The organism is Solirubrobacter deserti (assembly GCF_027587175.1).
In the GTDB taxonomy this organism is placed as follows: Bacteria; Actinomycetota; Thermoleophilia; order Solirubrobacterales; family Solirubrobacteraceae; genus Solirubrobacter; species Solirubrobacter deserti.
In genome coordinates this window covers 125,977-149,208 of sequence record NZ_JAPCID010000008.1, presented here as the reverse complement: position 1 = coordinate 149,208, position 23,232 = coordinate 125,977, and the positions used below count along the sequence as shown (strand labels likewise).

Genomic DNA, 23,232 nt, shown 5'->3' with positions numbered 1-23,232 from the left:
TGGCCGACGCGCGCGCCGCGCTGGCCGCTCGCGGTGGCGATGACACGCACCGCGTCGCCTCCGAAATCCCTGCACGCACGCGCTTTCGGAGGCCAACCTGGCACCGCGGAGTCATCCAGGTGACGGTGAGCCGCGGTCGTCGCTCGTACACCGAGCGTTCACCACCGGTTCACATCTGGACAGGACGGATCCACTTCCGAAGGACGGCACGCGAGCGCAAGCCGAGCGCGCTGCCGGACTCGGCTCGTCTTTCTCGATCCGGAGTCCTCTCGTGCGCTCATCTGTTGTTGGCCCTGTTCATGTGGTCGTGCTCGCGGCCGGCCGTGGTAGCCGGCTCGGCGCGCTGGGCGACGCCACACCGAAGTGGCTGCTGCGCGTCGGCGCCCGCACGCTGGCCGACCGTCAGCTCGCCGGTATACGCGCAGCCGGCGAGGCCGTCGCTTCGGTGTCGGTGGTCGTCGGCCATGCCGCCGAGGTGATCGAGGACACGCTCGACGGCAGCGTGCGCGTGATCCGCAACCCGCAGTTCGAGACGCGCAACAACTGGTGGTCCGTGCTGCTGGCCCTGCGCGAGCTCCCGCAGGACGGCCCCGTGGCGATCCTCAACGCCGACCTGCTGATCGACCCCGAGCAGATCGCCTCGTTCCTGAGCGGCCCGCGGGACGACGGGCTGATGGCCGTCGACCTCGAGCAGCGCGTCACCGACGAGTCCATGAAGGTCGAGCTGCGCGCCGACGGCACGATCGCCAAGATCGGCAAGGTCGGCATCGACGCCCCCGCCGGCGAGTACGTCGGGATGCTGATGGCGCAGGGCGCGACGTTGCGCGCCTTCCGGGACCAGCTGGAGGCGTTCACGGCCGACCCGGCGTGCGAGAACGAGTGGTACGAAGGTGCGATCGGTCGCGGCGCGGGCGAAGGCGTGCCCTGGCGCGTGTGGCCCGTGCGCTCCGGCGGCTGGGTCGAGATCGACGACGACCGGGACCTGTCCGCCGCCGAAGCGTTAGGAGCGGCGGCGTGAGCGCCCGCCAGGTCCTGATCCCACGCCTGCTGCATGTCGGCACGGGCTGCCTGCGGGATGTCGGCCCGCTGCTGGCCGACCACGACTTCGACCTGCGCTGCGTGCTGGTCGGCAGCGGCCGCGGAGCGTCGCGCATGCTGGCCGAGGCGGTCGTCGAAGGGCTTCGCCGGGCCGACGTGCGCGTCGTCGTCGTCTCCCAGCTCGCCGGCCGGCTCGACCAGGCCGCATCGATCGCGTCGACGATCATCGAGGAGGGCGTGACCGCGGCCGTGGCCGTCGGCGGCGGCCGCGTGCTGGACACGGTCAAGCTCGCGGCGGCCCGCACGGACGTCGATTTCGTGAGCGTCCCGACGGCGGTCTCCAACGACGGCATCAGCTCGCCCGTCGCCTCGCTGGTCGGCAAGGACGGCGCCCGCGCGACGCACTCCGCACGGATGCCCTGCGGCATCGTCGTCGACGTCGCGGCGATCGGCAGCGCGCCGCCCGCGACCATCCGCGCCGGCGTCGGCGACCTCGTGAGCAACCTGACCGCCTGCCTGGACTGGCGGCTCGCGGACCGCGAAGGGCGCGAGCAGTACGACGCGTACGCGGCCATGATCGCCGAGAGCGCGGCGCGGCCGGCGCTGGAGCTCGACGAGGTGACGTCCAGCGCGTCGCACGAAGTGCTCGCGCAGGGGCTGCTGCTCAGCGGTCTCGCCATGGCCGCCTCCGGCACGAGCCGCCCGTGCAGCGGCGCCGAGCACCTGATCTCCCACGCGCTGGACGCCCGCCTCGGGCGCGGCGCCGCCCTGCACGGCGAGCAGGTCGCCCTCGGCACCCTGGTCGCCGCGGCCGCGCACAACTCCGCGCTCCTCCCGGCTCTGCAGAGCCTCTACCTGCGTCTCGGCCTGCCGCTGCGCCCGGACGACGTGGGCCTGACCACCGCGCAACTGGTGGACGCCGTCCAGGCCGGGCCGGCGCTGCGCCCCGACCGCTGGACGATCCTGTCCGACGAGCGCTTCCGCCACCGCATGGAGGCTGAAGCGCTCGTCGCGGGCGCGATGGGCTACCGCCCCGTGGCGGTGCCGAGCACGCGCTCGATCACCCGTTCCGTCGCAGCGCCGTCCTCGAGATGAGAGAAGCGCTCCTGGAACGCCACGTACCGGTCCTGATAGTCCGCAGTCACCTGGTCGAGCCCTCGCAGGGCAGCGACGAGCTCGTCGGTGGTCTCGAGCAGCGGGCCGGGCGCGACCGGCCCGAAGTCGAAGTAGAAGCCGCGCAGGTTGTCGCGATAGGCGGCGAGGTCGTAGGTGAAGAACAGCTGCGGCTTGCCGGTCACGGCGAAGTCGAACATCACCGACGAGTAGTCCGTCACGAGCACGTCGGCGGCGAGGTAGAGCTCGCTCACGTCGGGATGCGCGGAGACGTCACGGACGCCCGGATGGTCGATCGGCGCCAGCCGGCCCGTGAGCATGTAGTGCAGGCGCAGCAGCAGGAAATGGTCCTCGCCGAGCGCGTCGAGCGCGCGCTCGACCTCGAGGGCCAGCTCCACGGGGGCGGCGCCACCGCTGAAGACGAAGTCGTCACGCCACGTCGGCGCGTACAGGACGGCGCGCGCGCCGTCGGGGATGCCGAGCTGCTCGCGCACGCGAGCACGGACGGCGTCACGGCCGGGCGAGCTGAGGATGTCGTTGCGGGGATAGCCCGTCTCGAGCACCTCGCCCTCGAAGCGGAAGGCCTGCCGCAGCAGCGGCGTGCTGGCGTGGTTGGGCGAGACCAGCAGGTCCCAGCGGTCGACGTCGCGCTGCAGGCGCTCGAGGCGGCCTTCCGGTGCCCACAGCACGTCCCAGTGGATCCGCTTGAGCGGCGTGCCGTGCCAGGTCTGCAGGTACACGGTGCCGGCCGGCTTGGTCCACTCGACCTCGGTGTGCGTGTTGGCCACGACGACATCGGCGGACTGGAGCGCGGCGATGCTCTCCGCCGACCCGAGATCGACCGTTTGCACGCCTTCCGGGAACGAGCTGCGGTGGACCGGGTCGGCGAGCCAGAGGTGCTCGTGCTCCGGCCCCAGCGCCTCGAAGATGGTCCGCGGACTGTCCGAGAAGCGACCGGCGAAGCTGTTGTAGACGAAACGCATCCTGAGTGCACCTACCACGGGGGTGCGTCGTGCTAATCGCGCCACTGAACACCGGGTCGCTCGGGCAGCATGCGCTGCGCGTGACCGTGCCGACCTATGACCGGACCGCGCTGACGCCGTCCGTGGTGCACATCAGCGTCGGCTCCTTCCATCGCTCCCACCAGGCGCTGTACTTCGACGAGCTCGCCGAGCGCCGCATCACGACGGCCTGGGGCCTGGTCGGCGTCGGCCTGCACCGGCCCGAGATGCGCGAGGCGCTGACGCCGCAGGACGGCCTGTACACGGTCGTCACCCGCGGCGGGGCGAGCGATCAGGCGCGCGTCGTCGGCGTGATCCGCCGCTACCTGTTCGCGCCCGAGGAGTCGGGAGGCGTGGTCGCGACGCTGGCCGACGCCCGCACCCGGCTGGTCACCTTGACCATCACGGCCCACGGCTACGCGGGCGAGGACCCGGAAGCCCTCGTGCTCCTCGTGGAGGCGCTCGCACGCCGCCGCCGCGACGGGCTCCCGCCGTTCACCGTGCTCTCCTGCGACAACCTGCCCGACAACGGCGCGCTCGCTCGCGAGGCCGTCCTGGCCTGCGCGCGCAAGCGCGACGAGGGCCTCGCGGACTGGATCGCGACCGAAGGCGCGTTCCCGAGCAGCGTGGTCGACCGCATCACGCCCAAGACGACGCCCGCGGACCGGGAGCGGCTGGCGCAGCAGTTCGGTGTCGACGACCGCTGGCCGGTGATGACCGAGCCGTTCTCGCAGTGGGTGATCGAGGACGAGTTCGCCGACGGCCGACCGCCGCTCGACCAGGTGGGCGTCCGGTTCGTGCGGGACGCCCGACCCTACGCGTTGATCAAGACCCGCCTGCTCAACGGCAGCCACTGCGCGCTCGGACCGCTCGGGTTCCTCGCCGGGCACCGGACCGCCTCCGAGGCGCTGGCCGACCCGTTGTTCCGCGCGTACCTCGAGCGGCTGATGGCGGACGAGGTGCAGCCGCTGCTGCCGCTCGTGGACGGCATCAACCCGGCGACGTACCGGAACACGCTGCTCGCGCGGCTCGCGAACCCGGCGCTGGCCGACGACCTCGGCCGGCTGTGCCGCAACCTCTCCGCCAAGTTGCCCTTACACGTGCTGAGCTCGATCGCCGAGGCCCGGGACGGCGGCCGGCCGCATCCGCTGCTGACGTTCGCGGTGGCCGGATGGCTGCGCTATCTGCGCGGCGCCGACGAGCGCGGCGAGGGGTTCGCGATCGAGGACCCGCGGGCTGAGCGGCTGCGCGCGCTCGCGCGCCGCGGCGGCGCCGACCCCCGCCCTGTGCTCGCCGAGCGGGACGTGTTCGGCGCGCTCGCCGACGACGCCGCGTTCGCGCTCGCCGTCGAGCGCGATCTGCGCTCGCTCGACACCCACGGCGCGCGTGCCGCGCTGGCCGACCGCCTGTCCGTCCACGATCGGAAAGTGGCCGCATGACGCTGAGCCCGAATGCCGTCGAGGTGCTGCTCTGCGATGCCGACGGCAACCTGTTCCGGTCCGAGGAGCCGGCTTTCGAGGCTTCGGCGAGCGTGACGAACCGCCTGCTCGCCGAGCTCGGGATCGATCGCCGCTACGAGCCGGACGAGCTCCGCCGCGAAGCGATGGGCCGCAACTTCCGCGCCACGGCCGTCTGGCTCGCCGCGCGGCACGGCGCCGCCATCGAACCCCAGCGGCTGGACGGCTTCGTCGCCCAGGAGCGCCTGGAGGTCATCGAACACCTGTCGCGGGTGCTCACCCCCGACCTCAGCGTCCAACGCCCGCTGCGGCGCCTGCGCGACCGCTACCAACTGGCCGTCGTCAGCTCGAGCGCGCTGTCGCGCCTGGCCGCGTGCTTCACGGCCGCGGGGCTCGACGACCTGTTCCCGCCGCACGCGCGCATCAGCGCCGAGGACAGCCTCGAGATCCCGACCAGCAAGCCCGACCCGGCGGTGTACGCGTTCGCCGCGCACCAGTGCAGCGTGCCGACCGAGCGTGCGCTGGCCGTGGAGGACGCGGTGGCCGGCGTCCAGTCCGCCGTCGCGGCCGGCATCCCGGTCGTCGGCAACCTGCACTTCGTCGAGGAGCACGAGCGCGCCGAGCGGACCACGGCGCTGCTGGAAGCCGGAGCGGCGGAGGTCGTCGAGTCCTGGGACGCCCTGGAGGAGCTGCTCGCGGTCGGCTCCACGTGCGCCTCGTGACCCGCGGCCTGGTCGCGCGTTCACTGTCGGCGTGCAGACGGGCTCCGTCGCACGCGTTCGTGCTGGGGTAGCGCGAAGGCATGCCGACCAGCCGTACGCCGCGCTCCGCCCGTTCAGGCCTTCCCTCGTGGGCCGCGATCGGCTACCCGCTCGCGGTGGCCGTCCCGATCGTCCTCGCCTTCGCGCTCGGCGGGCCGAGCCTCGGCCTGTTCGTCGCGGCGGTGCTTGCGGTCACGCTCGTGACGCTGGCCGTCGGGCCCTGGCACGTCTCCGTCAGCAGCACCTTCGCTCGCGGCCTGGCGGTGGTCATCGTCGTCGCGCTCGCCGGCGTCACGCTCGTCCTGACGACGGACGGCGTGGCGCAGACCATCGGTTGGGGCGTGGTCGGCGTCGCGGCGGTGCTCGCGCTCGCGCTGGCGTTCTTCGAGGTCGGGCTCAGCGAGGATCGCGACCGAGCCGCCTCGACCGACCGGTGACCATCGGCGCGCCCTAGTCGGCGTCCGACGTCACGGTCAAGGTGATCGTCGTCTGGCTCGCCACCCAATTGCCGTGCCCCGCGAGCCGCTCGTCCGGCCGTGACACGCCACTCACCCGAACCGCCGTCCCGGCGGTGATTTCCGACGTCGAGACCGCCTGCCAGAGCTGCCCCTCGACCTCGACCTTGCCACCCGGCTTGAGGTCGGTGTGCGCCACCCCGGTCTTGCCGCGCATCGCGCGCACCGACGCAGCCATCGCGGCGTCGTCGGTCAGCACGTCGCTCTTGCGGTACTGCAGGTCGGCGAACTCGCCTTCCTTCGACAGGATCCCGAGCTCGATCAGCTCCTTGGCGATGATCGGGTGATACGGGTTGCCGCCGCCGGCGAGCCACTGCGTCCAGATGTCCTCGAGCATGTCGCGCGGCCCGGAGACCTTGTTCTTGCCGCGCACCTCGCGCAGCTTCGCCGCGACCTCCTTCTGGAACGCCGCCGACTTCTCCTTGACCTCGCCGGCCTGCTTCTCCTTCTCGGCCAGCGCGGAGACGAAGCGGTCGATCTTCGCCGCCGAGAAGCGGCTGCGCCCGTCCTCGTAGCGCTCGATCTCGATGATCACGTCCTTGCAGGCCAGCGCGATCGAGGCTGCGTCCGGACCGGTCTGCAGCTTCGCGAGATCCCGATACAGCGCGACCAGCTCACGGGCCTGCTCGAGCTCCATCGCCTCCGGCGTCAAGGAAGGCGGGCTCGCCTGCTCGCCCCCGACCGCTTCGGCACCCGCGTCCAGGCCCTTCGAGATCCCCAGCTCCGCCAGCTCGCCGCCCGTCTCCACCAGCAGCTTGCGGGCCGTCATCGCCTCGATGATCGGGACGACCTTGAACGCCGCCACCACGCCGATCGCGACGCCCAGGATCGCGTCGCGGATCGCGCCCGCCTCGGCGGCGGCCTGCTCGGCCCGCGCCACCACCCGCTGATGGGACCCGTACGCCATGCGGAAGTGCTCGGTCGCCTCGGAGAAGGTCGACGCGATCGCGTCCACGCTCGCCAGCGAGCTGGTGGTCGCGGATCGCAGCGCGCCGTGCGCGGAGGTGGCGGCGGCGGCCACTCCGTTGAGCCGCTCGATGTGACCGCGCAACCGCTCGGCTTCCTTCTTGCGGTCCGCGTCCTTGGCGGCGTCGGGCGCGGGGGCAGGAGCGGCCGCTGGCTGGCGCATGAGCTGCGGCGCGGCCGGACGGATCGCGCCGGTGGCGATCGCGCGAGCGATGGCGGCGTTCCCGGCGGTGCGCTGCAGGGCGAGCACATTCGCCACGCCCATCGGCCCGACGGACGGCGCGCGCAGGGCCGCGCCGACCTCCGGCGCTCGATCCGGGACGGCGGCGGGCGCCGCGATCGCAGTGGCGGGTCCGGCCGTGGTCTCGGTCTTCTCACCCTCCACTCAGCCGATTCTCTGCGCTCGGGCCGGCCCGGTCAAGGGGAGGTACTACGACCGGCAGGTGCGGCAGGCCGGACCCTTGCTGTGAACCGCTCACCCCGTCTGTGGCGGCTCGAGAGTGACGAGGGCTGAAGCGGGTAAAGAGGCGCGATGGCCGCCGATGCTGAGTCCACCAACTTGGACCCTCGGCCCGCGGGGACGAACGCGGAGCTGCTGCTCGAGCTGTTGCGCCGCACGCATCTCAGCGCGCCTTCGGACCTTGCGGAAGTGATCGCGGAGACCGCTGCGCTGATCGGGGCAACGGACGTCGTCGTGTACGTCATCGACTTCGAGCAGGCCACCCTGGTGCCGTTGGGCGCTCGCTATGGCGGTGAAGTGTTGTCGGTGGCCGGGACGATCGCCGGGCGCGCGTTCAGCACGACGTCGATCCTGCGCACGCCGACCGAGGCGCCCCACGGTGAGCGGCTCTGGTTGCCGTTGCTCGACGGCACCGAGCGCCTCGGTGTACTCGCCATGACACTTGTCACTGGGACTCTGTCAGAGGCGACCGTGACGCTGCTCGAGCGCTACGCGCACCTCGTGGCGACGCTCATGGCGACCAAGGGGAATTACGGAGACGCGATCGAGACGGCCCGCCGACGCCAACCGATGACGATCGCGTCGGAGATGGTCTGGAGCCTCGCTCCACCGCTGGTCTTCGCCACGAACGACCTGAGCCTCGCGGCTGTGCTCGAGCCCGCCTACGACAACGGTGGCGACGCCTTCGACTACGCGGTCGACGAACGCGTCCTGCATCTCGGCATCTTCGACGCGATGGGGCATGGGCTGCCGGCGGCCGGCGTGGCCGCCTTCGCGCTGGCGGCGTATCGCAACCGCCGGCGTGCCGGCAGCAACCTGATGGAGACGTCCGCCGCGATGGACGCCGCCGTCGGCGAGCAGTTTCCCGACTCGCGGTTCGTCACCGCGTTGATCGCACGCCTCGAGCTGGACTCGGGACAGCTGACGTGGATCTGCGCCGGGCACCCGCCACCGCTGGTCATCCGGGACGGCCGCCACGTCCGCGAGCTGGAGTCGATTCCCGAACCACCGCTCGGCACCGGCCTGGGCGCCGCGGCTCCGACGATGATGAGCGAGTCGCTGGAACCCGGAGATCTGCTGTTGTTCTACACCGACGGACTGGTCGAGGCGCACGACCGCAACGGCATGCGCTTCACGCTCGAGGACGTCGGCCGGTACATCGCGCGCGAGGCCACCGCGGGACAGACCGTCCCCGAGACGCTGCGGCGCTTCCGGCACGCGATGCTCGGACGGGAGCGCGCCGACCTGCGCGACGACGCGACCGCCGTGCTCGTCCGCTGGCGCGGCGGCGACGAGCGCCGGCTGCTCCCTCAGACGGTGCTCTGACCGTCCCGAGGCGCGGACGACGTCCCATGTCGTCCGCCCTCAGCGCTCATTCGTGTCCCACCTTCATCTGGCTCGTGTTTCGGTGAAGGGCCCCTGGGCAGGCTCGGTCAGCCCGCGGCGCCGCCGCGGGCCACTTCCGAGGAGCATCACCATGGCGAACACAGCGAAACCGGGCAGCCGTTCCGCAGAGGAGATCGGGGACGATCGGAAAGGTCGGTTCGGACGAGGCGACGGCGGCAGCGAGCGGCTGCGGTCGACCGAGGAACGGCAGCGCGAGCAGTTCGGCGGACTGCACTGGGGCAGCGCGTTCTTCGGTTGGCTCGTGGCCGTCGGCATCGCCGTGCTGCTGATCGCCATCCTCAGCGCCGCCGGCGCCGCGGTCGGGTTGACGCAGGCGAGCACCGACGACGCGACCTCCAACGCCGAGACCGTCGGCATCGTCGGCGGCATCCTGGTCCTGCTCGTCCTGGCCATCGCCTACTACGCCGGTGGCTACGTCGCCGGACGCATGGCGCGCTTCAACGGCCCCAAGCAGGGTCTCGGCGTCTGGGTGATCGGTCTAGTGGTCACCATCGTCCTCGCCGTGGCCGGCGCCGTGCTGGGCGCGCAGTACAACGTGCTCAGCCAGCTGAACCTGCCGCGCATCCCGGTCGACGAGGGCACCATCAGCACGGGCGGCATCATCGCGCTCGCCGCCATCGTCGTCGGCACGCTGATCGCCGCGGTCGCCGGCGGCAAGGCCGGGACCCACTTCCACCGCAAGGTCGACCGCGTCGGTCACTGAAGGCGCGCCGACGGCAGAGCCGACGAGCTCACTGTCATTGCGCCGACTGCCCACGGCGACAGCCGGCGCCGATCAGGCAGCGTCCCCGAGCATGCCGACATCGAGCGAGCGCGCACCAGGCGACTCAGAGGCCGAGAATGCGCTTGTCGCGCTGTACAAGCGGGCTGTGGCGGTCGCCGTCGACGTGGCGGGCGTGAGCGAGCGCGAAGCCGAGCGTGCGCTACGGCACGCCGATTCGGCGTACGCGCAGACGACACACGCGCGCGCCGTGCGTGCCCGCCGGGACGCCGAGGAGGGCCGGTCCATCCTGCGCCGCGCGCATGTGCGCCGGCAGGCCGCGCGGCTGCTCGGCGCGCCGCGCGGCTGGGACGCCTACTTCGTCGCCGATGAGGCGCGCCGCCACCCGGCGCTGCCCGAGCTCGCGGCCGCCGTCATCGGTACGGACCTGAACGGGACCGTCCGGCTATGGAACGCGGCGGCCGAGCGGCTGTACGGCTGGCCGCAGCGGGAAGCGCTCGGCCGCGCGATCGGGGAGCTGACCGTCGGGCCGCAGGACGCCGAGCTCGCCGAACGGATCATGGACAGCGTCCGCCGAACGGGTCACTGGGAGGGCGAGTTCTGGGTCCTTCGTGATGACGGGACGCGGTTTCTCGCGTACGTGCACGACGCGCTCGTCCACGGCCCCAACGGACAGGCGGTCGGCGTCGTCGGCGTCTCCATCGACCTCGATCCCGGCGCGCTCGTCGAGATTCCGGACGCCCTCGGCGGGCTCAGCGACGCATCGCCGCGCGAGCGCCGAGCAGGGCTGCCATAGAGAGAGCGAGCGGGATGGGAAGACAGCAGCCGGTCACGCTGACACGTGTGCCCCGGCGGGTCTGCCGCGAGTAGAACGGGAACGGGCCGCGAAACCCGGCCCGCCCGCGGGAGCCGCCGGCCCGCCGGCGGCCTCCGCGGTCCGATCGCGAGCTCAGCGGCACGCGTCAGCGGTCGTCCGCGTCGTAAGGATCGCGGCTGCCGGACTTGGCCAGTCCGCGGCTGACCATGTAACCGATGGTCAGCAGGGTGGCGTAGAGCCAGACCTGCTGCGCCCCGAAGCCGCCGGCGTCGGTCTCGTCGACCACCGCCGCCGCGATCAGCAACGCGATCAACAGGCCGATGTAGGCGAAGAACTCCGTCGTCTTGAACGACGCCTTGGTCTCCGTGCTCAGCCGACGGGGACGGTGCCCCTCGAGGTCGCGCGCAGTCGTAGCGCCGCGGTCGCGGCGAGTCTCGCTGTGGGTACTCATGATGATCCTTCGATTGGGCTGGAAAGCCCTCAGACTGAATCCGAAGTATCGAGAACGACCAACGGCTGCCTTCCAAGGGAGCACGCGCGGGAGTGAACGTCGCGGTGCCACTCCGACCCTGCCCTGATCGCGCGAGACACGAAACGAATGCGGGCGAATCGTCAACCGACCGGGACGGTCACCGCAGCGAGGCCGCCGAACCGCCAGGCGGCTGCACCATGCCTGTCCAGACGGCGCGCTGGGAAAGATCTGCGTTCATGGCGCGCTCAAGCGGAGGAGCGGTAGGGCCGGACCAGCCCCTGAGCGTGGATGACACGCCGGTCCTGCGCGGGATTCTCGAGCGCATCAGTGAGGCGCTGATCGTGCTCGATCACGGGTTCCGCTGCGTGTATCTGAATCGCAGCGCCGCCCGCCGGCTCGCACGGCCTCCCGAGGCGGTTCTGCACCACAACCTGCTCGAGCTGTTCCCGAACGCAGCCGGTACCGCGCTGCACAACGCGTGCGTGCATGCGCTGCGTGAGCAGGTGGCCGTCACCTTCGAGGGGTCGATCGCGCCGCTCGACGGCTGGTTCGAGGCACGGCTGCAGCCGACGCCGACCCACCTGGTGGCCATCCTGCAGGACGTCAGCGAGCGCAAGCGCACCGAGCTCGAGCTCGGACGCAGCGAACGCCGGTACCGGGTGCTGAGCCACGCACTGAGCAGCGTCGTCTGGCAGGCCGGCGCGGACGGCCGCCCCACGCACGCGACCGACTGGGGGGCCTTGACCGGTCACCCCGTGAGCACAACCGGCGAGCCGAACTGGGCCGAGGTGGTCCACCCGGAGGACGCTGCGGGCCTGGGCGATGTGTGGCGCCGGGCGCTCGAGCGCGGTGAGGAGTTCGATCACCTGTTCCGGCTGCGACACGCCGATGGGCACTGGCTTCACCTGCGCATTCACGGCGTACCCGTGGTTCAAGACGGCGTCGTCCAAGAGTGGATCGGCGTCGTCGACGACCTGTCCGATCACATGGCGGCGGAGGAGGCGCTGCGGCGCGCCGCGTTCGAGGATCCGTTGACGGGCCTGCCGAACCGCACCGTGTTCCTGCAGCGGCTACACGAGATCCTCGCGCGCCGGCGGCATTGCGCCGCGATCCTCTATGTCGACCTCGACGACTTCAAGTCGGTCAACGACCGGTTCGGGCACGCGACGGGCGACGCGTTGCTGCGTGAAGTCGCGGATCGGCTGCTGCAGGTCGTCCGTCCCAGCGACATCGTCAGCCGCCTGAGCGGCGACGAGTTCGCGATCATCTGCGACGACCTGGAGGCCGGCGAGGAGGCGACCACCGTCGCGGCGCGGCTCTGCCAGGCGCTGTCGACGCCGCTGGCTCACGACGAGCGCGTGCACCCGTCGGCCTCGATCGGCGTCACTGTCGTCGGCCCGGATGACAGCGACGATCCCGAGCGCGTGCTGCGGGCCGCCGACGCCGCGATGTACCGCGCGAAGGCGCTCGGTGGCGGCGCAGTCGAGGTCTTCGACGACGCGCTGCGTCAGCGCCTGCAAGAACGCATCGAGATCGAAGCGGAGCTGCGCGCCGGATTGCGTCAGGGTGCGCTCAACCTGCACTTCCAGCCGATCATCGCGCTCGACGGCGAGCCGCCGTCCGTCGAGAGCCTGTTGCGTTGGCAGCGTCCGGGCGGCCCCGCCATCCCAGCCTCGGACGCGATCTCCGTCGCAGAGGCGACGGGGCTGATCGCGCCGATCGGGCGCGCGGTCCTCGCCCTCGCCTGCCAGCGGTGCGCGCGCTGGGACGCCGACATCCGGGTCGCCGTGAATGTCTCCGCGCGCCAGCTGGCACGCCCCGATCAACTCGTCGCGGACGTGACCGGCGCCCTCGAAGCCAGCGGCCTGCCCCCAGAGCGGCTCGCGCTCGAGATCACCGAGACGGTCCTGATGGACGACATGTTCCAGAGCGAAGCGGTCGTCAACCGCCTGCGCGCGCTCGGCGTCCACCTCGAGATCGACGACTTCGGCGTCGGCTACTCGTCGCTCTCGTACCTGCACCGGCTGCCCGTGCACGCCCTCAAGCTCGATCGCACGTTCATCGCCGGCCTGCCCGACGACACCGCGAGCGCCCGCATCCTGGAAGCGGTGGTCGGCCTCGCCTCCGCCTTCGAGATCCGGGTCATCGCCGAAGGCGTCGAGACGATGGCCCAGCTGCGCGCCGTCCGTGATGCCGGCTGCCACGCCGCACAGGGGTACGCACTCGCTCGCCCCTGCCCCGGCGACGAGCTCCCGCAGCGGCTGCGTGAAGCGCTCGCCGTGGCCGCTCGCTGAAGCCGCTGCGCGTTCCTTCGACACCGGCTGGGTAGGCGACCAGCGATGAAGTTCTGGCCAGGTTCGCCGTTCCCGCTCGGCGCCACGTATGACGGGGTGGGTACCAACTTCGCCGTGTTCTCGGAAGCGGCCGAGCGCGTCGAGCTGTGCCTGTTCGAGCCCGACGGCACCGAGACGCGGATCCCGCTGACGGAGATGGCGGCGTGGGTGTGGCACGGGTACGCACCGGACATCGGCCCGGGCCAGCGGTACGGGTACCGGGTCCACGGTCCCTACGACCCCGGACAGGGCCTGCGCTGCAACCCGTCCAAGCTGCTGCTGGACCCGTACGCCACCGCGATCGACGGCGAAGTGCAGTGGAACGAGTCCCTGTTCAACTACCGCTTCGACGACCCCGAGAACTCGTTCAACGACGACGACAGCGGCCCGTCCATGCCCAAGGCGGTGGTCACGAGCCCGTACTTCGACTGGGCCCACGACCGTCCGCCGCGGACCCCGCTCGACGACAGCGTCATCTACGAGGTGCACGTCAAGGGCTTCACGCAGCAGCATCCGGGGGTTCCCGAGAACCTGCGCGGCACCTACGCCGGGCTCGCGCATCCCGCCTCGATCGACTACCTGCTCAACCTGGGCGTGACCGCCGTCGAGCTGCTGCCGGTGCACCAGTTCATCCACGACTCCCATCTCGCCGACCGGGGGCTGCGCAACTACTGGGGGTACAACTCGATCGGCTTCATGGCGCCGCAGAACGACTACGCCGCGTCCACGCAGCCGGGCGGGCAGGTGCAGGAGTTCAAGTGGATGGTCAAGCAGCTGCACGCGGCCGGCATCGAGGTGATCCTCGACGTGGTCTACAACCACACCGCCGAGGGCAACCATCTCGGTCCGATCCTGTCGTTCAAAGGCCTCGACAACGCCGCCTACTACCGGCTCGTGGACGACGACCGCCGCTTCTACTACGACACCACGGGCACCGGCAACAGCCTCAACATGCGCCACCCGCACGTGCTGCAGCTGATCATGGACTCGCTGCGCTACTGGGTGACCGAGATGCACGTCGACGGGTTCCGCTTCGACCTCGCCTCCACCCTCGCCCGCCAGTTCCACGAGGTCGACCGGCTGTCCGCGTTCTTCGACCTGATCCAGCAGGACCCCGTCGTCTCGCGCGTGAAGCTGATCGCCGAGCCCTGGGACGTCGGTGAGGGCGGCTACCAGGTCGGCAACTTCCCGCCGCTGTGGTCGGAGTGGAACGGCAAGTACCGCGACACGCTGCGCGACTACTGGCGCGGCGAGCCGCAGACGCTCGGCGAGTTCGCCGCGCGTTTCACCGGCAGCTCGGACCTCTACGAGGACGACGCGCGCAAGCCCTCGGCCAGCGTGAACTTCGTCACCGCCCACGACGGCTTCACGCTCCACGACCTCGTCTCCTACAACGACAAGCACAATGAGGCCAACGGCGAGGGCGGCGCCGACGGCGAGAGCCACAACCGCTCCTGGAACTCCGGCGTCGAAGGTCCGACCGACGATCCTGAGGTGCTGGAGATCCGCGCTCGCCAGCAGCGCAACTTCCTCGCCACGGTGCTCCTCTCGCAGGGCATCCCGATGCTGCTCGGCGGCGACGAGATGGGCCGCACCCAGGGCGGCAACAACAACGCCTACTGCCAGGACAACGAGATCTCCTGGTTCGACTGGGAGCACCGGGACGGCGACCTGCTCGCGTTCACCCAGCGGCTGATCGCCTTCCGCCGAGCGCACCCCGTCTTCCGGCGCCGGCACTTCTTCCACGGCGAGTCACTCGGCGCCGCAGGCCCCGACATCGCCTGGTTCAGACCCGACGGCACCGAGATGACCGAGCAGGATTGGGCGTCCGGCTTCGGCAAGGCGCTCAGCGTCTTCCTCAACGGCGAGACGATCCCCAGCCCGGACGCACGCGGTCAACGCGTCCTCGACGACTCGTTCCTGCTGCTGTTCAACGCCCACCACGAGCCGCTGGAGGTCACCATGCCCGAGGAGCGCTGGGGCGCCCGCTGGGTCCGCGTCCTGGACACCGCGGACGCCTTCAACGAGGGCGAGGCCGTCGAAGCGGGCCAGACCACCAAGATCGACGCGCGCAGCCTCGCGCTGCTGCGCAGGACGGGATGACCGATGCCTTTCGCCGTGGACCGCCGTGACATAGAGGACACCGTCGTCGTCGCCGTGCGCGGTGAGCTGGACATCGGCACCGCTCCCGACCTCCGTGTCGCGCTGATGGAGGCGATCGAGCGCCAGCCTGACGGGCGGATCATCGCCGACCTCGAAGGCCTCGAGTTCATCGACTCGGCCGGTCTCGGCATTCTCATCGGCGGTCGCAAACGCGCCCAAGCCGGCGGCGGGGACCTCGTCCTCGTCAGCACGGGCCGCAACGTCGCCAAGATCCTCGAGCTCACCGGGCTCATGCGGGTCTTCGACGTCTACAGCTCGGTCTCAGACGCGCGTGAGGCCGCCCGACCCGACTGACGGTGCTCCCGCGCAGGTCCAACTCCTGCACGGTCGTGCCTCTCACGCCCCCAGCAGGTTGTGGACGATCAGGTCGATCAGCTTGATCCCGACGAACGGCGCCACGAGGCCGCCGACGCCGTATATCAGCAGGTTGCGGCGCAGCAGTGCAGTGGCGCCGGCGGCCTTGTACTTGACACCGCGGAGCGCGATCGGCACCAGCAGCGGGATCACGATCGCGTTGAAGACGATCGCGGAGATGATCGCCGACTGCGGCGTGCCGAGGTCCATGAGGTTCAGCTGCGCCAACGGGCCTTCGGACTCGCCGGCCGCCGCGTAGGTGGAGACGAAGATCGCGGGCAGGATCGCGAAGTACTTGGCGATGTCGTTGGCGATGCTGAACGTGGTCAGTGCGCCGCGCGTGATCAGCAGCTGCTTGCCGACCTCGACGATCTCGATGAGCTTCGTCGGGTTGGAGTCCAGGTCGACCATGTTCCCGGCCTCGCGGGCGGCCTGCGTGCCGGTGTTCATCGTCACGCCGACGTCCGCCTGCGCGAGCGCGGGCGCGTCGTTGGTGCCGTCGCCGGTCATCGCGACCAGCCGCCCGTTCGCCTGCTCCTCCTTGATCAGCTGCAGCTTGCGCTCCGGCGTGGCCTCGGCCAGAAAGTCGTCGACGCCCGCCTCCTCGGCGATCTTCGCGGCCGTCAGGCGGTTGTCGCCGGTGACCATGATCGTCCGGATGCCCATCGCCCGCAGCTGCTCGAAGCGCGCGGCCATGCCCTCCTTGACCGTGTCCTTGAGATGGATCACGCCGAGCACCTGCGCGTCGCGCGCGACCGCCAGCGGCGTGCCGCCCTCGCGCGAGATCTTGTCCAGCACGCTCTGCAACTCGTGCGGCGCCTGGCCGCCCTCGCCCTCGACGAAGCGGACGATGGCCTCCCCCGCGCCCTTGCGCAGCCGCGAACCGTCATGGTCGATGCCGCTCATCCGCGACTCGGCCGTGAACGGCACGAACTCGTGCGTACCGAGCTCACGCTCGCGGATCCCGTAGCGCTTGGCCAGGACGACCACGCTGCGCCCCTCGGGCGTCTCGTCGGCGAGGCTCGCCAGTTGCGCCGCCTCCGCCAGCTCGATCTCCTCCACCCCGGGCATCGGCACGAACTCCGCCGCCTGCCGGTTGCCGAGAGTGATCGTGCCGGTCTTGTCGAGCAGCAGCACGTCCACGTCGCCGGACGCCTCCACCGCGCGCCCGCTCAGCGCGAGCACGTTGCGCCGCACCAGGCGATCCATGCCCGCGATGCCGATCGCGCTCAGCAGCGCGCCGATCGTCGTCGGGATCAGCGCGACCAGCAACGCGATCAGCGTCGTCAAGGACACGTCCGTACCCGCGAAGTCGGCGAACGGCCGCAACGCGACCACGACGACCAGGAACACGAGCGTGAGGCCGGCGAGCAGGATGTTGAGCGCGATCTCGTTCGGCGTCTTGCGCCGCTCGGCGCCCTCCACCAGATTGATCATGCGGTCCAGGAAGGACTTGCCGGGCTCCTGCGTGATCTCCACCACGATCCGGTCGCTCAGCACGCGCGTACCGCCCGTCACGGCGCTGCGGTCCCCACCCGACTCGCGGATCACCGGTGCCGACTCGCCCGTGATCGCGGACTCATCCACCGAGGCGATGCCCTCGATCACCGTGCCGTCGCCCGGGATCACCTCGCCGGCCACCACGACGACGACGTCGCCCTTGGCCAAATCGGAGGCCGCGACCTCCGATCCGTCCTGCAGCTTGGCGGTGGTCGTGGTGCGCATGGAGCGCAACGCCGCGGCCTGTGCCCGGCCTCGGCCCTCGGCCAGTGCTTCGGCCAGGTTGGCGAAGACGACCGTCAGCCACAGCCAGATCGCGATGGTGACCGAGAACCAGCGCGGGTCCTCGCCCCACCCGGCCGCGGCCGCCAGGGTCGTCATCACCGCGCCGACCTCGACCACGAACATCACCGGGTTGCGCAACTGCACCCGCGGGTCGAGCTTCTCCAGCGAGGCCCCGATCGCCGGCCACAGGATGTCCGGCGTGAACAGGGACCTGGACTCGCGCTGCGGCGACTGCGGGGTTTCGGGTTCAGCGATGGCGGTCATCGGTCAAGCGCCTCATTGAGCTTGGTGGTGTTCACGCCTGGCTCGCCGAAGAGCCCGAGGAAGCGGCCGTCGGTCGCCTGCTCGACGAGCTCGTCGACGCGCTCGGGCGCGATGCCTCGAACGGCGGCAACGCGGCGTGCCTGGATGGCGGCGTTCTGCGCGGAGATGTGCGGGTCCACGCCCGAGCCGGACGTGGTCACGGCGTCGGCGGGGACCTTGTCGTTGGTCAGCCCCGGGTTGTACTGGCCGTTGAGGGCGATGTAGGCCGCGAGCTGGTCGCGGTAGAAGGAGCGCGCCGCGCTCGAGTTCGGGCCGCGGTTAGAGAAGAACGTGGCCTCCGGGTCGTACTCGGTCTGGGACGGGCGCGGCTGGAAGTAGCGCGGATCCGCCTTGGTGTCCTTGGCGATCAGGTCGGGGTTGCCGTCCGCGTTGTCGCCGAACGTGACCTGCGCGACCCCGGTGACCACGAGCGGATACGCCAGGCCGAGCACGAGGGTGAACATGACGACCGCGATCGCGGACGTGATCAGGTTTCGTTTCATGGCTTAGAAGAGCTGCGTTGTGAGGCCCTGGACGACGGGCCCGAGGAGGAAGGCGGGAAGGAACGTGAGCGCGCCGACGATCACCACCGTGCCGACCGTCAGGCCGGCGAAGGTGGGCGTGTCGGTGCGCATGGTCCCCAGGCCGGCGGGAGCGGCGCGCTTGTTGCGCATCGCGCCGGCGAGGGCGAGAGTGAGGACGATCGGGACGAAACGGCCGATCAGCATCGTCAAGCCGCCGAGCAGGTCGGCGAACGTGACGCCGTTCGCGCCGAGGTTGCCGGCCTCAGGCTGCAGGTAGCCCGTGTAGCCCGCGAACGCGGAGCCGTTGTTGTTGGCCTGCGACAGGTACGCGTAGAGCGTCTCGCTGAAGCCCTGCGGGCCGGACGCGTAGATCGACGGTCCGCCGTGCCCGGTGCCGAGCGCCAGGCTGGTCGTGACCAGCACGAGCAGCGGCGTGGCCAGCAGTGCCAGCACGACGAGCTTGATCTCGCGCGCCTCGAGCTTCTTGCCCAGGTACTCGGGCGTGCGCCCGACCATCAGGCCGCCGATGAACACGGCGAGCAGGACGTACAGCAGCATCGTGTACAGGCCGGTGCCGACGCCGCCGAAGATCGACTCGCCGAAGCCGAGGTTGACCATCGGGATCAGGCCGCCGATGCCGGTCAGCGACTCGAACGCGGCGTTCACCGCGCCGGTCGAGGTGGCCGTGGTGACGACGGTCCACAGCGCGGTGCCCCCGGTGCCGAAGCGCAGCTCCTTGCCCTCCAGGTTCGCGCCCGTCAGGCCGGCGGCCTGCTGTGCCGGGGTGACGCTCGACTCCGCCAGGTAGACGGCGACGACGCCGATCACGAACACCGTGAACATGACGCCGAAGACGGTCCAGCCCTGGCGGCGGGAGCCGACCATCCGCCCGTACGTGTACGTGAGCGAGGCGGGGATGGCGAGCATCGCCAGCATCTCGACGAAGTTCGTGAACCCGTTCGGGTTCTCGTACGGGAACGCCGAGTTGACGTTGAAGAAGCCGCCGCCGTTGGTGCCGAGCAGCTTGATGATCTCCTGCGAGGCCACCGGCCCCCAGTCCGAGAGTGACTGCACGACGCCCTGGGACGCCAGCAGCAGCGCGCCGACGACGCTGATCGGCAGCAGCACGTACATGACCGTGCGCGTCAGGTCCTGCCAGAAGTTGCCGAGCGGCTTGCTCGCGATGCCGCGGATGAGCGCGATCAACACGGTGATGCCAACGGCGGCGGACACGAAGTTCTGCACGGCCAGACCGGCCATCTGGCTGAAATAGGACAGCGTCGTCTCGCCGCCGTAGAACTGCCAGTTCGTGTTCGTCACGAACGAGGACACGGTGTTGAACGACAGATCCCACGTCCCGGAGTTGAACCCGTTGGGATTGAACGGATGCGCGGTCTGCGTGCGCAGGATCAGGTACAGCAGCAGCCACGAAACGAGGCTGAACAGCACCACGCTCGCGGCGTAGGTCTTCCAGGTCTGAGAGGCGGGTTCCACCCGGAGCAGCTTCAGAACGAGCCGTTCGACGGGGCGGATGCGCTCGCTCGTGTACACGCGAGCCATGTAGCCGCCCAACAGCGGCACGATCGCGAGCAGGACGGCGCAGAAGACGATGATCTGGACGACCCCCATCACAGGCGCTCCCCGCGCAGCAGCGCATAGCCGAGGAACGCCGCCAGCAGGACGGCGACGATCAGGCCCAGCGTGTCGGCGGCGCTCATATGCGGTCCACCAGCGCGATCAGGCCGTAGAGCGCGATGAAGGCCAGCAGGGCCAGTGCGACGGCGACGAAATCCATGCCATCCATGCTGGTTTTCGCGCGCAAAGGCCGCGTACAGAACGCGGCCCTCGGCATACAGATTCCGTTAAGGCCGTTTACGCGGTGCAGCGCTGGCCCACGCCGGGGTCGGTGTGGTTCCGAGCTTCAGGCTCGGCTCGTGAGTGCTTCACGAGCGCGGGCGATGGGTCCAGGCGCGTCGGGGTCGGGGAGGAGCTCGGTGGCGTCCGTGACTTCGCTCTTGAGGAGCGACAGCGTGTGTTGCAGGCTGGCCAGGCGCTCGTCGAGTCGACCGACGTCGCGTTCGATGGCGGCTACTCGCTCGTGTTGCGGCTCGACGATGGCACGCACGCGCATGAGGTCGTCGGCCACCGCGGGCAGGACGGCAACGATTTCGCGCAGGCCTTGATCGAGCGAGGCCAGCCTGTCGGTCACGATGCGCTCAAGCGTCCGGAGGTTCCTGGCCGCCTCCACCGTCGTGCCGGCGACCCCGAGAATCGCGTTCGGTACCCGAGTGAGATCTTTGAGTGGACCAAGCATCACTTCCTCCTCCACGCAGCCACCACAGCTGTTTCGTCTGGTCTGTCCGGCTGCGCTCGGCGCGATACGCGCGAGGTGCGAGTTGGCACCGCGCGGGCGGGTCTATGTCAGCTTTCTGCTGGCCCTTCGAGGGCGTTCAGGCTGCGAGGACGAAGGACAGGAAGAAGCCGGCCGCCGTCGCGAAGGCGTTGAGGGGGCGTCCGTGTTCGAAGGCTTCGGGCATGAGCGTGTCGGCGAGGGACGCGAGGACCGCGCCGCCGGCGAAACCGAGCGCGATGGCGAGGACGTGCTCGCTCAAGTTGCCGCCCAGTGCGCGTCCGAGCACGACGGCCACGGTCAGCAGCAGCGCGCAGGCGAGCCAGGTGGCTATGACCGTGCGGGCCTTGATCCCTTGCTCGCGCATCGCTTGCGCGCCGACCAGCGACTCCGGCAGGTTCGACGCGAAGATGGCGACGAGCAGGGTCAGCGATGCGCCTTCGACCAGCGAGACGCCGAGGGCGAGGTTCTCCGGGACCCCGTCCAGCGTCACGGCCGCGAGCAGCGCGAAGCCGACGCCGCCGCGGGCGCCGGAAGCCGCGACTTCGCGCTCGTCCGGGCCGGACTTGCCGGCGAGGTAGCGGTCCAGACCGGTGTCGAGGGCGACGAACGCGGCCGCTCCCGCGAGCAGCCCGAGTCCCGAACGGACGGCTCCTCCGAGCTCAAAGGCCTCCTCGAAGAGCTCGAAGGCCAACGCCGAGATGAGCGCGCCGCTGGCGAAGGCGAGCAGGACACCGGTGATTCGCCGGGGTGCCGTGACGTACGAGCCGATCGCGGCGCCGATCGCCAGGGCGCTGGACGCCGCAAGCCCGTAGAGCAGCGCGGTCAACACGCTCGTGTCCTACCCGCGCGGCGAGCCAAGCAACGCGTCGAGAATCGCCGATCCGTGCGCGCCCGAACCGGCCGTCCGTCGCGCTCGAGAGCGAGTCGCTGTTAGCGCGAGATGGGGCCGGTCGCGGTCGGTACGACCGCCTCGCTCGCGCAGGTGGTCGGTGTGGCGAGCCGGTCAAGGACGCGGCGCAGCGCTTGGACGACGCGCGTGTCGAACTGCGTTCCAGCGCCCCGTTGCAGCTCCTCGACCGCGAACGCCTGCCCCGGCGCCGGGCGGTACGGGCGGTCGGACGTCATCGCTTCGTAGGCGTCGGCGACGAGGATGATGCGCGACTCGAGCGGGATGGCGTCGCCGACGAGCCCATCGGGGTAGCCGCGGCCGTCCACGCGCTCGTGGTGGTGGCGCACCCATTGCGCCTCTTCGGAGAGGCCGGCGGCTTGCACGATCTCGTAGCCGAGCACTGAATGGGCCTGCATGACCCGGTACTCGTCGTCGGTCAGCGCGGCCGGCTTGTTGAGGATCATGTCCGGCACGCCGATCTTGCCGACGTCGTGCAAGAGGCCCGCGAGCCGCATGCGGACCAGCCGGTCGCCGGTGAAGCCGAGCTCGGTGGCGATCAACGCGGCGAGCTCGGAGACGGTCTGGCAGTGGCTGCGCGTGTAGGAGTCCTTCGCATCCACGGCGCGCGCGAGGGCGGACGCGAGCGTCTGCGTGTGCCGCTCGTCAACCCCAGGGGCGTCACCGTCAGGGTCCATCTCGAGCGTGTAGATGGCGGCGTGCTGACGCAGGGCCTTCGCGCGCAGCAGCGCCATGTCGGCTTCACGGATGACCTCGTCGCGCGGGCGCAGCGCCTCGGCTTCGGCAATGCCCGCGGTGGCGGAGAAGCCCGGCAGCGCGGCGCGCAGTCGCTGCGCGAACTCCAGAGCGCCCCACGCGCGCGTGTCCGGGAGGATGACGGCAAACTCGTCGCCGCCGATGCGGTAGGCCTGATCGGCGCCGCGCATGATCGAGCGCACCGTGTCAGCGAGCGCGCGGATGCGCTTGTCCCCCGCCTGGTGACCGTGCGTGTCGTTGAGCGTCTTGAGGTCGTCGAGGTCGAGCAGCACGAGAGCCAGCGGCAGGCCGGTGCGTCCGGCGTGCTGCAACTCGCGCGCGAGGTCCTCGTGAAACACGCGGTGGTTGCGCAGCCCCGTGAGCGGGTCCGAGCTCGCCATCTGCGCGAGCTGCTCGAGCTCCTGGGCGCGAGCCGCCTGGAGCCGGCGCCGTTGGACGCGGAGCATCAAACCCAGCACCGTGAAGATGCACGCCGCCGCCACGATCACGATCAGCGCGCCGCGAATGACGGCGTCCAACTGTGCGCTGGCGTGCTCACCGAGGCCGCGCGCCCGGTCCGCCGCGATGTCGGTCTCGCGGGCCAGGGCGTTGCTGAGGTACGCGGCCAGTGCGCGCGCCACGTCCGCGCTCGCGGCGTCAGCGAACACCGGCTCCGCGAAGCGCCGGTACGCGGCATGCTCGGCCCGCAGACTCGTCGCGCTCGCGCCGGCTTGAGCCAGCGCCGCCTCGACGTCTGCCGCGGCACGCGCGTGCGCGGTCGCGTCGCGCGTCAGCAGGGCGCTCTGCTCACGGCTGTGCGCGACGTATGCCTCGCGATAGGCGGAGCTGACGCGGTCGCTGGCCGACGCCTGGCGCGACGCGTCGGCGGCCCCGCGCGCGCCGATCACCAGCACACAGGCCATGGCCAGCACAGCCAGCACACCGCCCCAGACGGCGATCGTGAATAAAGCAGAGCGACGGCGCGCCACGTACAGGAGATCGTCCCGCGCCGCCCGAACTTGAGCGCTCGGCGAGCGCAGAGTCATC

At 70.7% G+C, this 23,232-nt stretch carries 22 protein-coding genes; 11 read left to right on the top strand and 11 right to left on the bottom strand.

The features are described 5' to 3' along the window. Window positions 1–301 precede the first annotated feature (301 nt). Both OJ962_RS07235 and OJ962_RS07230 read left to right on the top strand, forming a co-directional pair. A complete protein-coding gene (locus OJ962_RS07235; RefSeq protein WP_202957058.1) occupies window positions 302–1,018 on the top strand; it encodes a phosphocholine cytidylyltransferase family protein in 717 nt (238 codons plus the stop codon). Then, window positions 1,015–2,133, top strand: coding sequence for an iron-containing alcohol dehydrogenase (locus OJ962_RS07230; RefSeq protein WP_202957059.1), 1,119 nt, complete (start codon window positions 1,015–1,017; stop codon window positions 2,131–2,133). The genes OJ962_RS07235 and OJ962_RS07230 overlap by 4 nt, the downstream gene beginning before the upstream one ends. Here OJ962_RS07230 and OJ962_RS07225 read toward each other — a convergent pair. Beyond that, window positions 2,064–3,134, bottom strand: coding sequence for a CDP-glycerol glycerophosphotransferase family protein (locus OJ962_RS07225; protein ID WP_202957060.1), 1,071 nt, complete (start codon window positions 3,132–3,134; stop codon window positions 2,064–2,066). The genes OJ962_RS07230 and OJ962_RS07225 overlap by 70 nt on opposite strands. Before the next feature lie 29 nt (window positions 3,135–3,163). Between OJ962_RS07225 and OJ962_RS07220 the strand changes: the two genes are divergently transcribed. The 3 genes from OJ962_RS07220 (at window position 3,164) to OJ962_RS07210 (ending at window position 5,807) form a co-directional block, all read left to right on the top strand. Next, a complete protein-coding gene (locus OJ962_RS07220; RefSeq protein ID WP_202957061.1) occupies window positions 3,164–4,591 on the top strand; it encodes a mannitol dehydrogenase family protein in 1,428 nt (475 codons plus the stop codon). Continuing rightward, window positions 4,588–5,331 carry an HAD family hydrolase gene (locus OJ962_RS07215; RefSeq protein ID WP_202957062.1) on the top strand — a complete coding sequence of 248 codons (744 nt, stop codon included), beginning with the start codon at window positions 4,588–4,590 and terminating at the stop codon, window positions 5,329–5,331. The genes OJ962_RS07220 and OJ962_RS07215 overlap by 4 nt, the downstream gene beginning before the upstream one ends. Before the next feature lie 80 nt (window positions 5,332–5,411). Next, on the top strand, window positions 5,412–5,807 hold the full coding sequence (locus OJ962_RS07210; protein WP_202957063.1) for a hypothetical protein: 396 nt from the start codon (window positions 5,412–5,414) through the stop codon (window positions 5,805–5,807). 13 nt (window positions 5,808–5,820) lie between these two features. Here OJ962_RS07210 and OJ962_RS07205 read toward each other — a convergent pair whose 3' ends face one another. Next, window positions 5,821–7,236, bottom strand: a complete 1,416-nt coding sequence (locus OJ962_RS07205) for an NfeD family protein (protein ID WP_202957064.1) — start codon at window positions 7,234–7,236, stop codon at window positions 5,821–5,823. Between the two features lie 147 nt (window positions 7,237–7,383). On the opposite strand from OJ962_RS07205, the gene OJ962_RS07200 reads away from it, so the two are divergent. From OJ962_RS07200 to OJ962_RS07190, 3 genes are all read left to right on the top strand, one after another. After that, window positions 7,384–8,637, top strand: a complete 1,254-nt coding sequence (locus tag OJ962_RS07200) for a PP2C family protein-serine/threonine phosphatase (protein ID WP_202957065.1) — start codon at window positions 7,384–7,386, stop codon at window positions 8,635–8,637. Window positions 8,638–8,788: 151 nt separating this feature from the next. Beyond that, window positions 8,789–9,421: a hypothetical protein gene (locus OJ962_RS07195; protein ID WP_202957066.1), complete on the top strand. Its 633-nt coding sequence runs from the start codon at window positions 8,789–8,791 to the stop codon at window positions 9,419–9,421. Window positions 9,422–9,587: 166 nt separating this feature from the next. Then, window positions 9,588–10,235, top strand: coding sequence for a PAS domain-containing protein (locus OJ962_RS07190; RefSeq protein ID WP_270006263.1), 648 nt, complete (start codon window positions 9,588–9,590; stop codon window positions 10,233–10,235). Window positions 10,236–10,401: 166 nt separating this feature from the next. Here OJ962_RS07190 and OJ962_RS07185 read toward each other — a convergent pair whose 3' ends face one another. Next, on the bottom strand, window positions 10,402–10,707 hold the full coding sequence (locus tag OJ962_RS07185; protein ID WP_202957068.1) for a hypothetical protein: 306 nt from the start codon (window positions 10,705–10,707) through the stop codon (window positions 10,402–10,404). A gap of 305 nt (window positions 10,708–11,012) precedes the next feature. Between OJ962_RS07185 and OJ962_RS07180 the strand changes: the two genes are divergently transcribed. From OJ962_RS07180 to OJ962_RS07170, 3 genes are read left to right on the top strand one after another with little or no spacing between them, the layout of a single operon-like run. Beyond that, window positions 11,013–13,022: a putative bifunctional diguanylate cyclase/phosphodiesterase gene (locus OJ962_RS07180; protein WP_202957069.1), complete on the top strand. Its 2,010-nt coding sequence runs from the start codon at window positions 11,013–11,015 to the stop codon at window positions 13,020–13,022. Window positions 13,023–13,067: 45 nt separating this feature from the next. Then, entirely contained in the window at window positions 13,068–15,164 is a 2,097-nt protein-coding gene (gene glgX, locus OJ962_RS07175; RefSeq protein WP_202957070.1) for a glycogen debranching protein GlgX, read from the top strand. 3 nt (window positions 15,165–15,167) lie between these two features. Continuing rightward, window positions 15,168–15,518: an STAS domain-containing protein gene (locus OJ962_RS07170; RefSeq protein WP_202957071.1), complete on the top strand. Its 351-nt coding sequence runs from the start codon at window positions 15,168–15,170 to the stop codon at window positions 15,516–15,518. Window positions 15,519–15,560: 42 nt separating this feature from the next. Here OJ962_RS07170 and kdpB read toward each other — a convergent pair whose 3' ends face one another. From kdpB to OJ962_RS07130, 8 genes are all read right to left on the bottom strand, one after another. Beyond that, window positions 15,561–17,627, bottom strand: a complete 2,067-nt coding sequence (gene kdpB, locus OJ962_RS07165) for a potassium-transporting ATPase subunit KdpB (protein ID WP_202957072.1) — start codon at window positions 17,625–17,627, stop codon at window positions 15,561–15,563. Beyond that, window positions 17,624–18,169, bottom strand: coding sequence for a potassium-transporting ATPase subunit C (locus tag OJ962_RS07160; RefSeq protein WP_202957073.1), 546 nt, complete (start codon window positions 18,167–18,169; stop codon window positions 17,624–17,626). The genes kdpB and OJ962_RS07160 overlap by 4 nt, the downstream gene beginning before the upstream one ends. Before the next feature lie 3 nt (window positions 18,170–18,172). Continuing rightward, the gene (gene kdpA, locus OJ962_RS07155; RefSeq protein WP_202957074.1) at window positions 18,173–19,819 is read right to left on the bottom strand and encodes a potassium-transporting ATPase subunit KdpA; all 1,647 of its coding nucleotides are present in this window, start codon (window positions 19,817–19,819) and stop codon (window positions 18,173–18,175) included. Then, complete coding sequence (locus OJ962_RS07150; RefSeq protein WP_202957075.1) at window positions 19,819–19,908, bottom strand: potassium-transporting ATPase subunit F; 90 nt, start codon at window positions 19,906–19,908, stop codon at window positions 19,819–19,821. The genes kdpA and OJ962_RS07150 overlap by 1 nt, the downstream gene beginning before the upstream one ends. Next, complete coding sequence (locus tag OJ962_RS07145) at window positions 19,905–20,042, bottom strand: hypothetical protein (RefSeq protein ID WP_270006262.1); 138 nt, start codon at window positions 20,040–20,042, stop codon at window positions 19,905–19,907. Before OJ962_RS07145 ends, OJ962_RS07150 begins: the two co-directional genes overlap by 4 nt. Window positions 20,043–20,111: 69 nt before the next feature. Next, entirely contained in the window at window positions 20,112–20,519 is a 408-nt protein-coding gene (locus OJ962_RS07140; protein ID WP_202957076.1) for a hypothetical protein, read from the bottom strand. Between the two features lie 121 nt (window positions 20,520–20,640). Next, a complete protein-coding gene (locus tag OJ962_RS07135; protein ID WP_202957077.1) occupies window positions 20,641–21,372 on the bottom strand; it encodes a ZIP family metal transporter in 732 nt (243 codons plus the stop codon). A 101-nt stretch (window positions 21,373–21,473) separates the two neighbouring features. Next, on the bottom strand, window positions 21,474–23,174 hold the full coding sequence (locus tag OJ962_RS07130) for a bifunctional diguanylate cyclase/phosphohydrolase (RefSeq protein WP_270006261.1): 1,701 nt from the start codon (window positions 23,172–23,174) through the stop codon (window positions 21,474–21,476). Between the last annotated feature and the right edge of the window lie 58 nt (window positions 23,175–23,232).

Bases quoted from the DNA above. Each gene is read 5' to 3' on its own strand.
- OJ962_RS07225 (WP_202957060.1), bottom strand. From the start codon at position 3,134: ATGCGTTTCGTCTACAACAGCTTCGCCGGTCGCTTCTCGGACAGTCCG.
- OJ962_RS07170 (WP_202957071.1), top strand. From the start codon at position 15,168: ATGCCTTTCGCCGTGGACCGCCGTGACATAGAGGACACCGTCGTCGTC.
- OJ962_RS07145 (WP_270006262.1), bottom strand. From the start codon at position 20,042: ATGCCGAGGGCCGCGTTCTGTACGCGGCCTTTGCGCGCGAAAACCAGC.
- OJ962_RS07215 (WP_202957062.1), top strand. From the start codon at position 4,588: ATGACGCTGAGCCCGAATGCCGTCGAGGTGCTGCTCTGCGATGCCGAC.
- OJ962_RS07200 (WP_202957065.1), top strand. From the start codon at position 7,384: ATGGCCGCCGATGCTGAGTCCACCAACTTGGACCCTCGGCCCGCGGGG.
- OJ962_RS07160 (WP_202957073.1), bottom strand. From the start codon at position 18,169: ATGAAACGAAACCTGATCACGTCCGCGATCGCGGTCGTCATGTTCACC.
- glgX (WP_202957070.1), top strand. From the start codon at position 13,068: ATGAAGTTCTGGCCAGGTTCGCCGTTCCCGCTCGGCGCCACGTATGAC.
- kdpB (WP_202957072.1), bottom strand. From the start codon at position 17,627: ATGACCGCCATCGCTGAACCCGAAACCCCGCAGTCGCCGCAGCGCGAG.
- OJ962_RS07195 (WP_202957066.1), top strand. From the start codon at position 8,789: ATGGCGAACACAGCGAAACCGGGCAGCCGTTCCGCAGAGGAGATCGGG.
- kdpA (WP_202957074.1), bottom strand. From the start codon at position 19,819: ATGGGGGTCGTCCAGATCATCGTCTTCTGCGCCGTCCTGCTCGCGATC.
- OJ962_RS07185 (WP_202957068.1), bottom strand. From the start codon at position 10,707: ATGAGTACCCACAGCGAGACTCGCCGCGACCGCGGCGCTACGACTGCG.
- OJ962_RS07150 (WP_202957075.1), bottom strand. From the start codon at position 19,908: ATGAGCGCCGCCGACACGCTGGGCCTGATCGTCGCCGTCCTGCTGGCG.
- OJ962_RS07210 (WP_202957063.1), top strand. From the start codon at position 5,412: ATGCCGACCAGCCGTACGCCGCGCTCCGCCCGTTCAGGCCTTCCCTCG.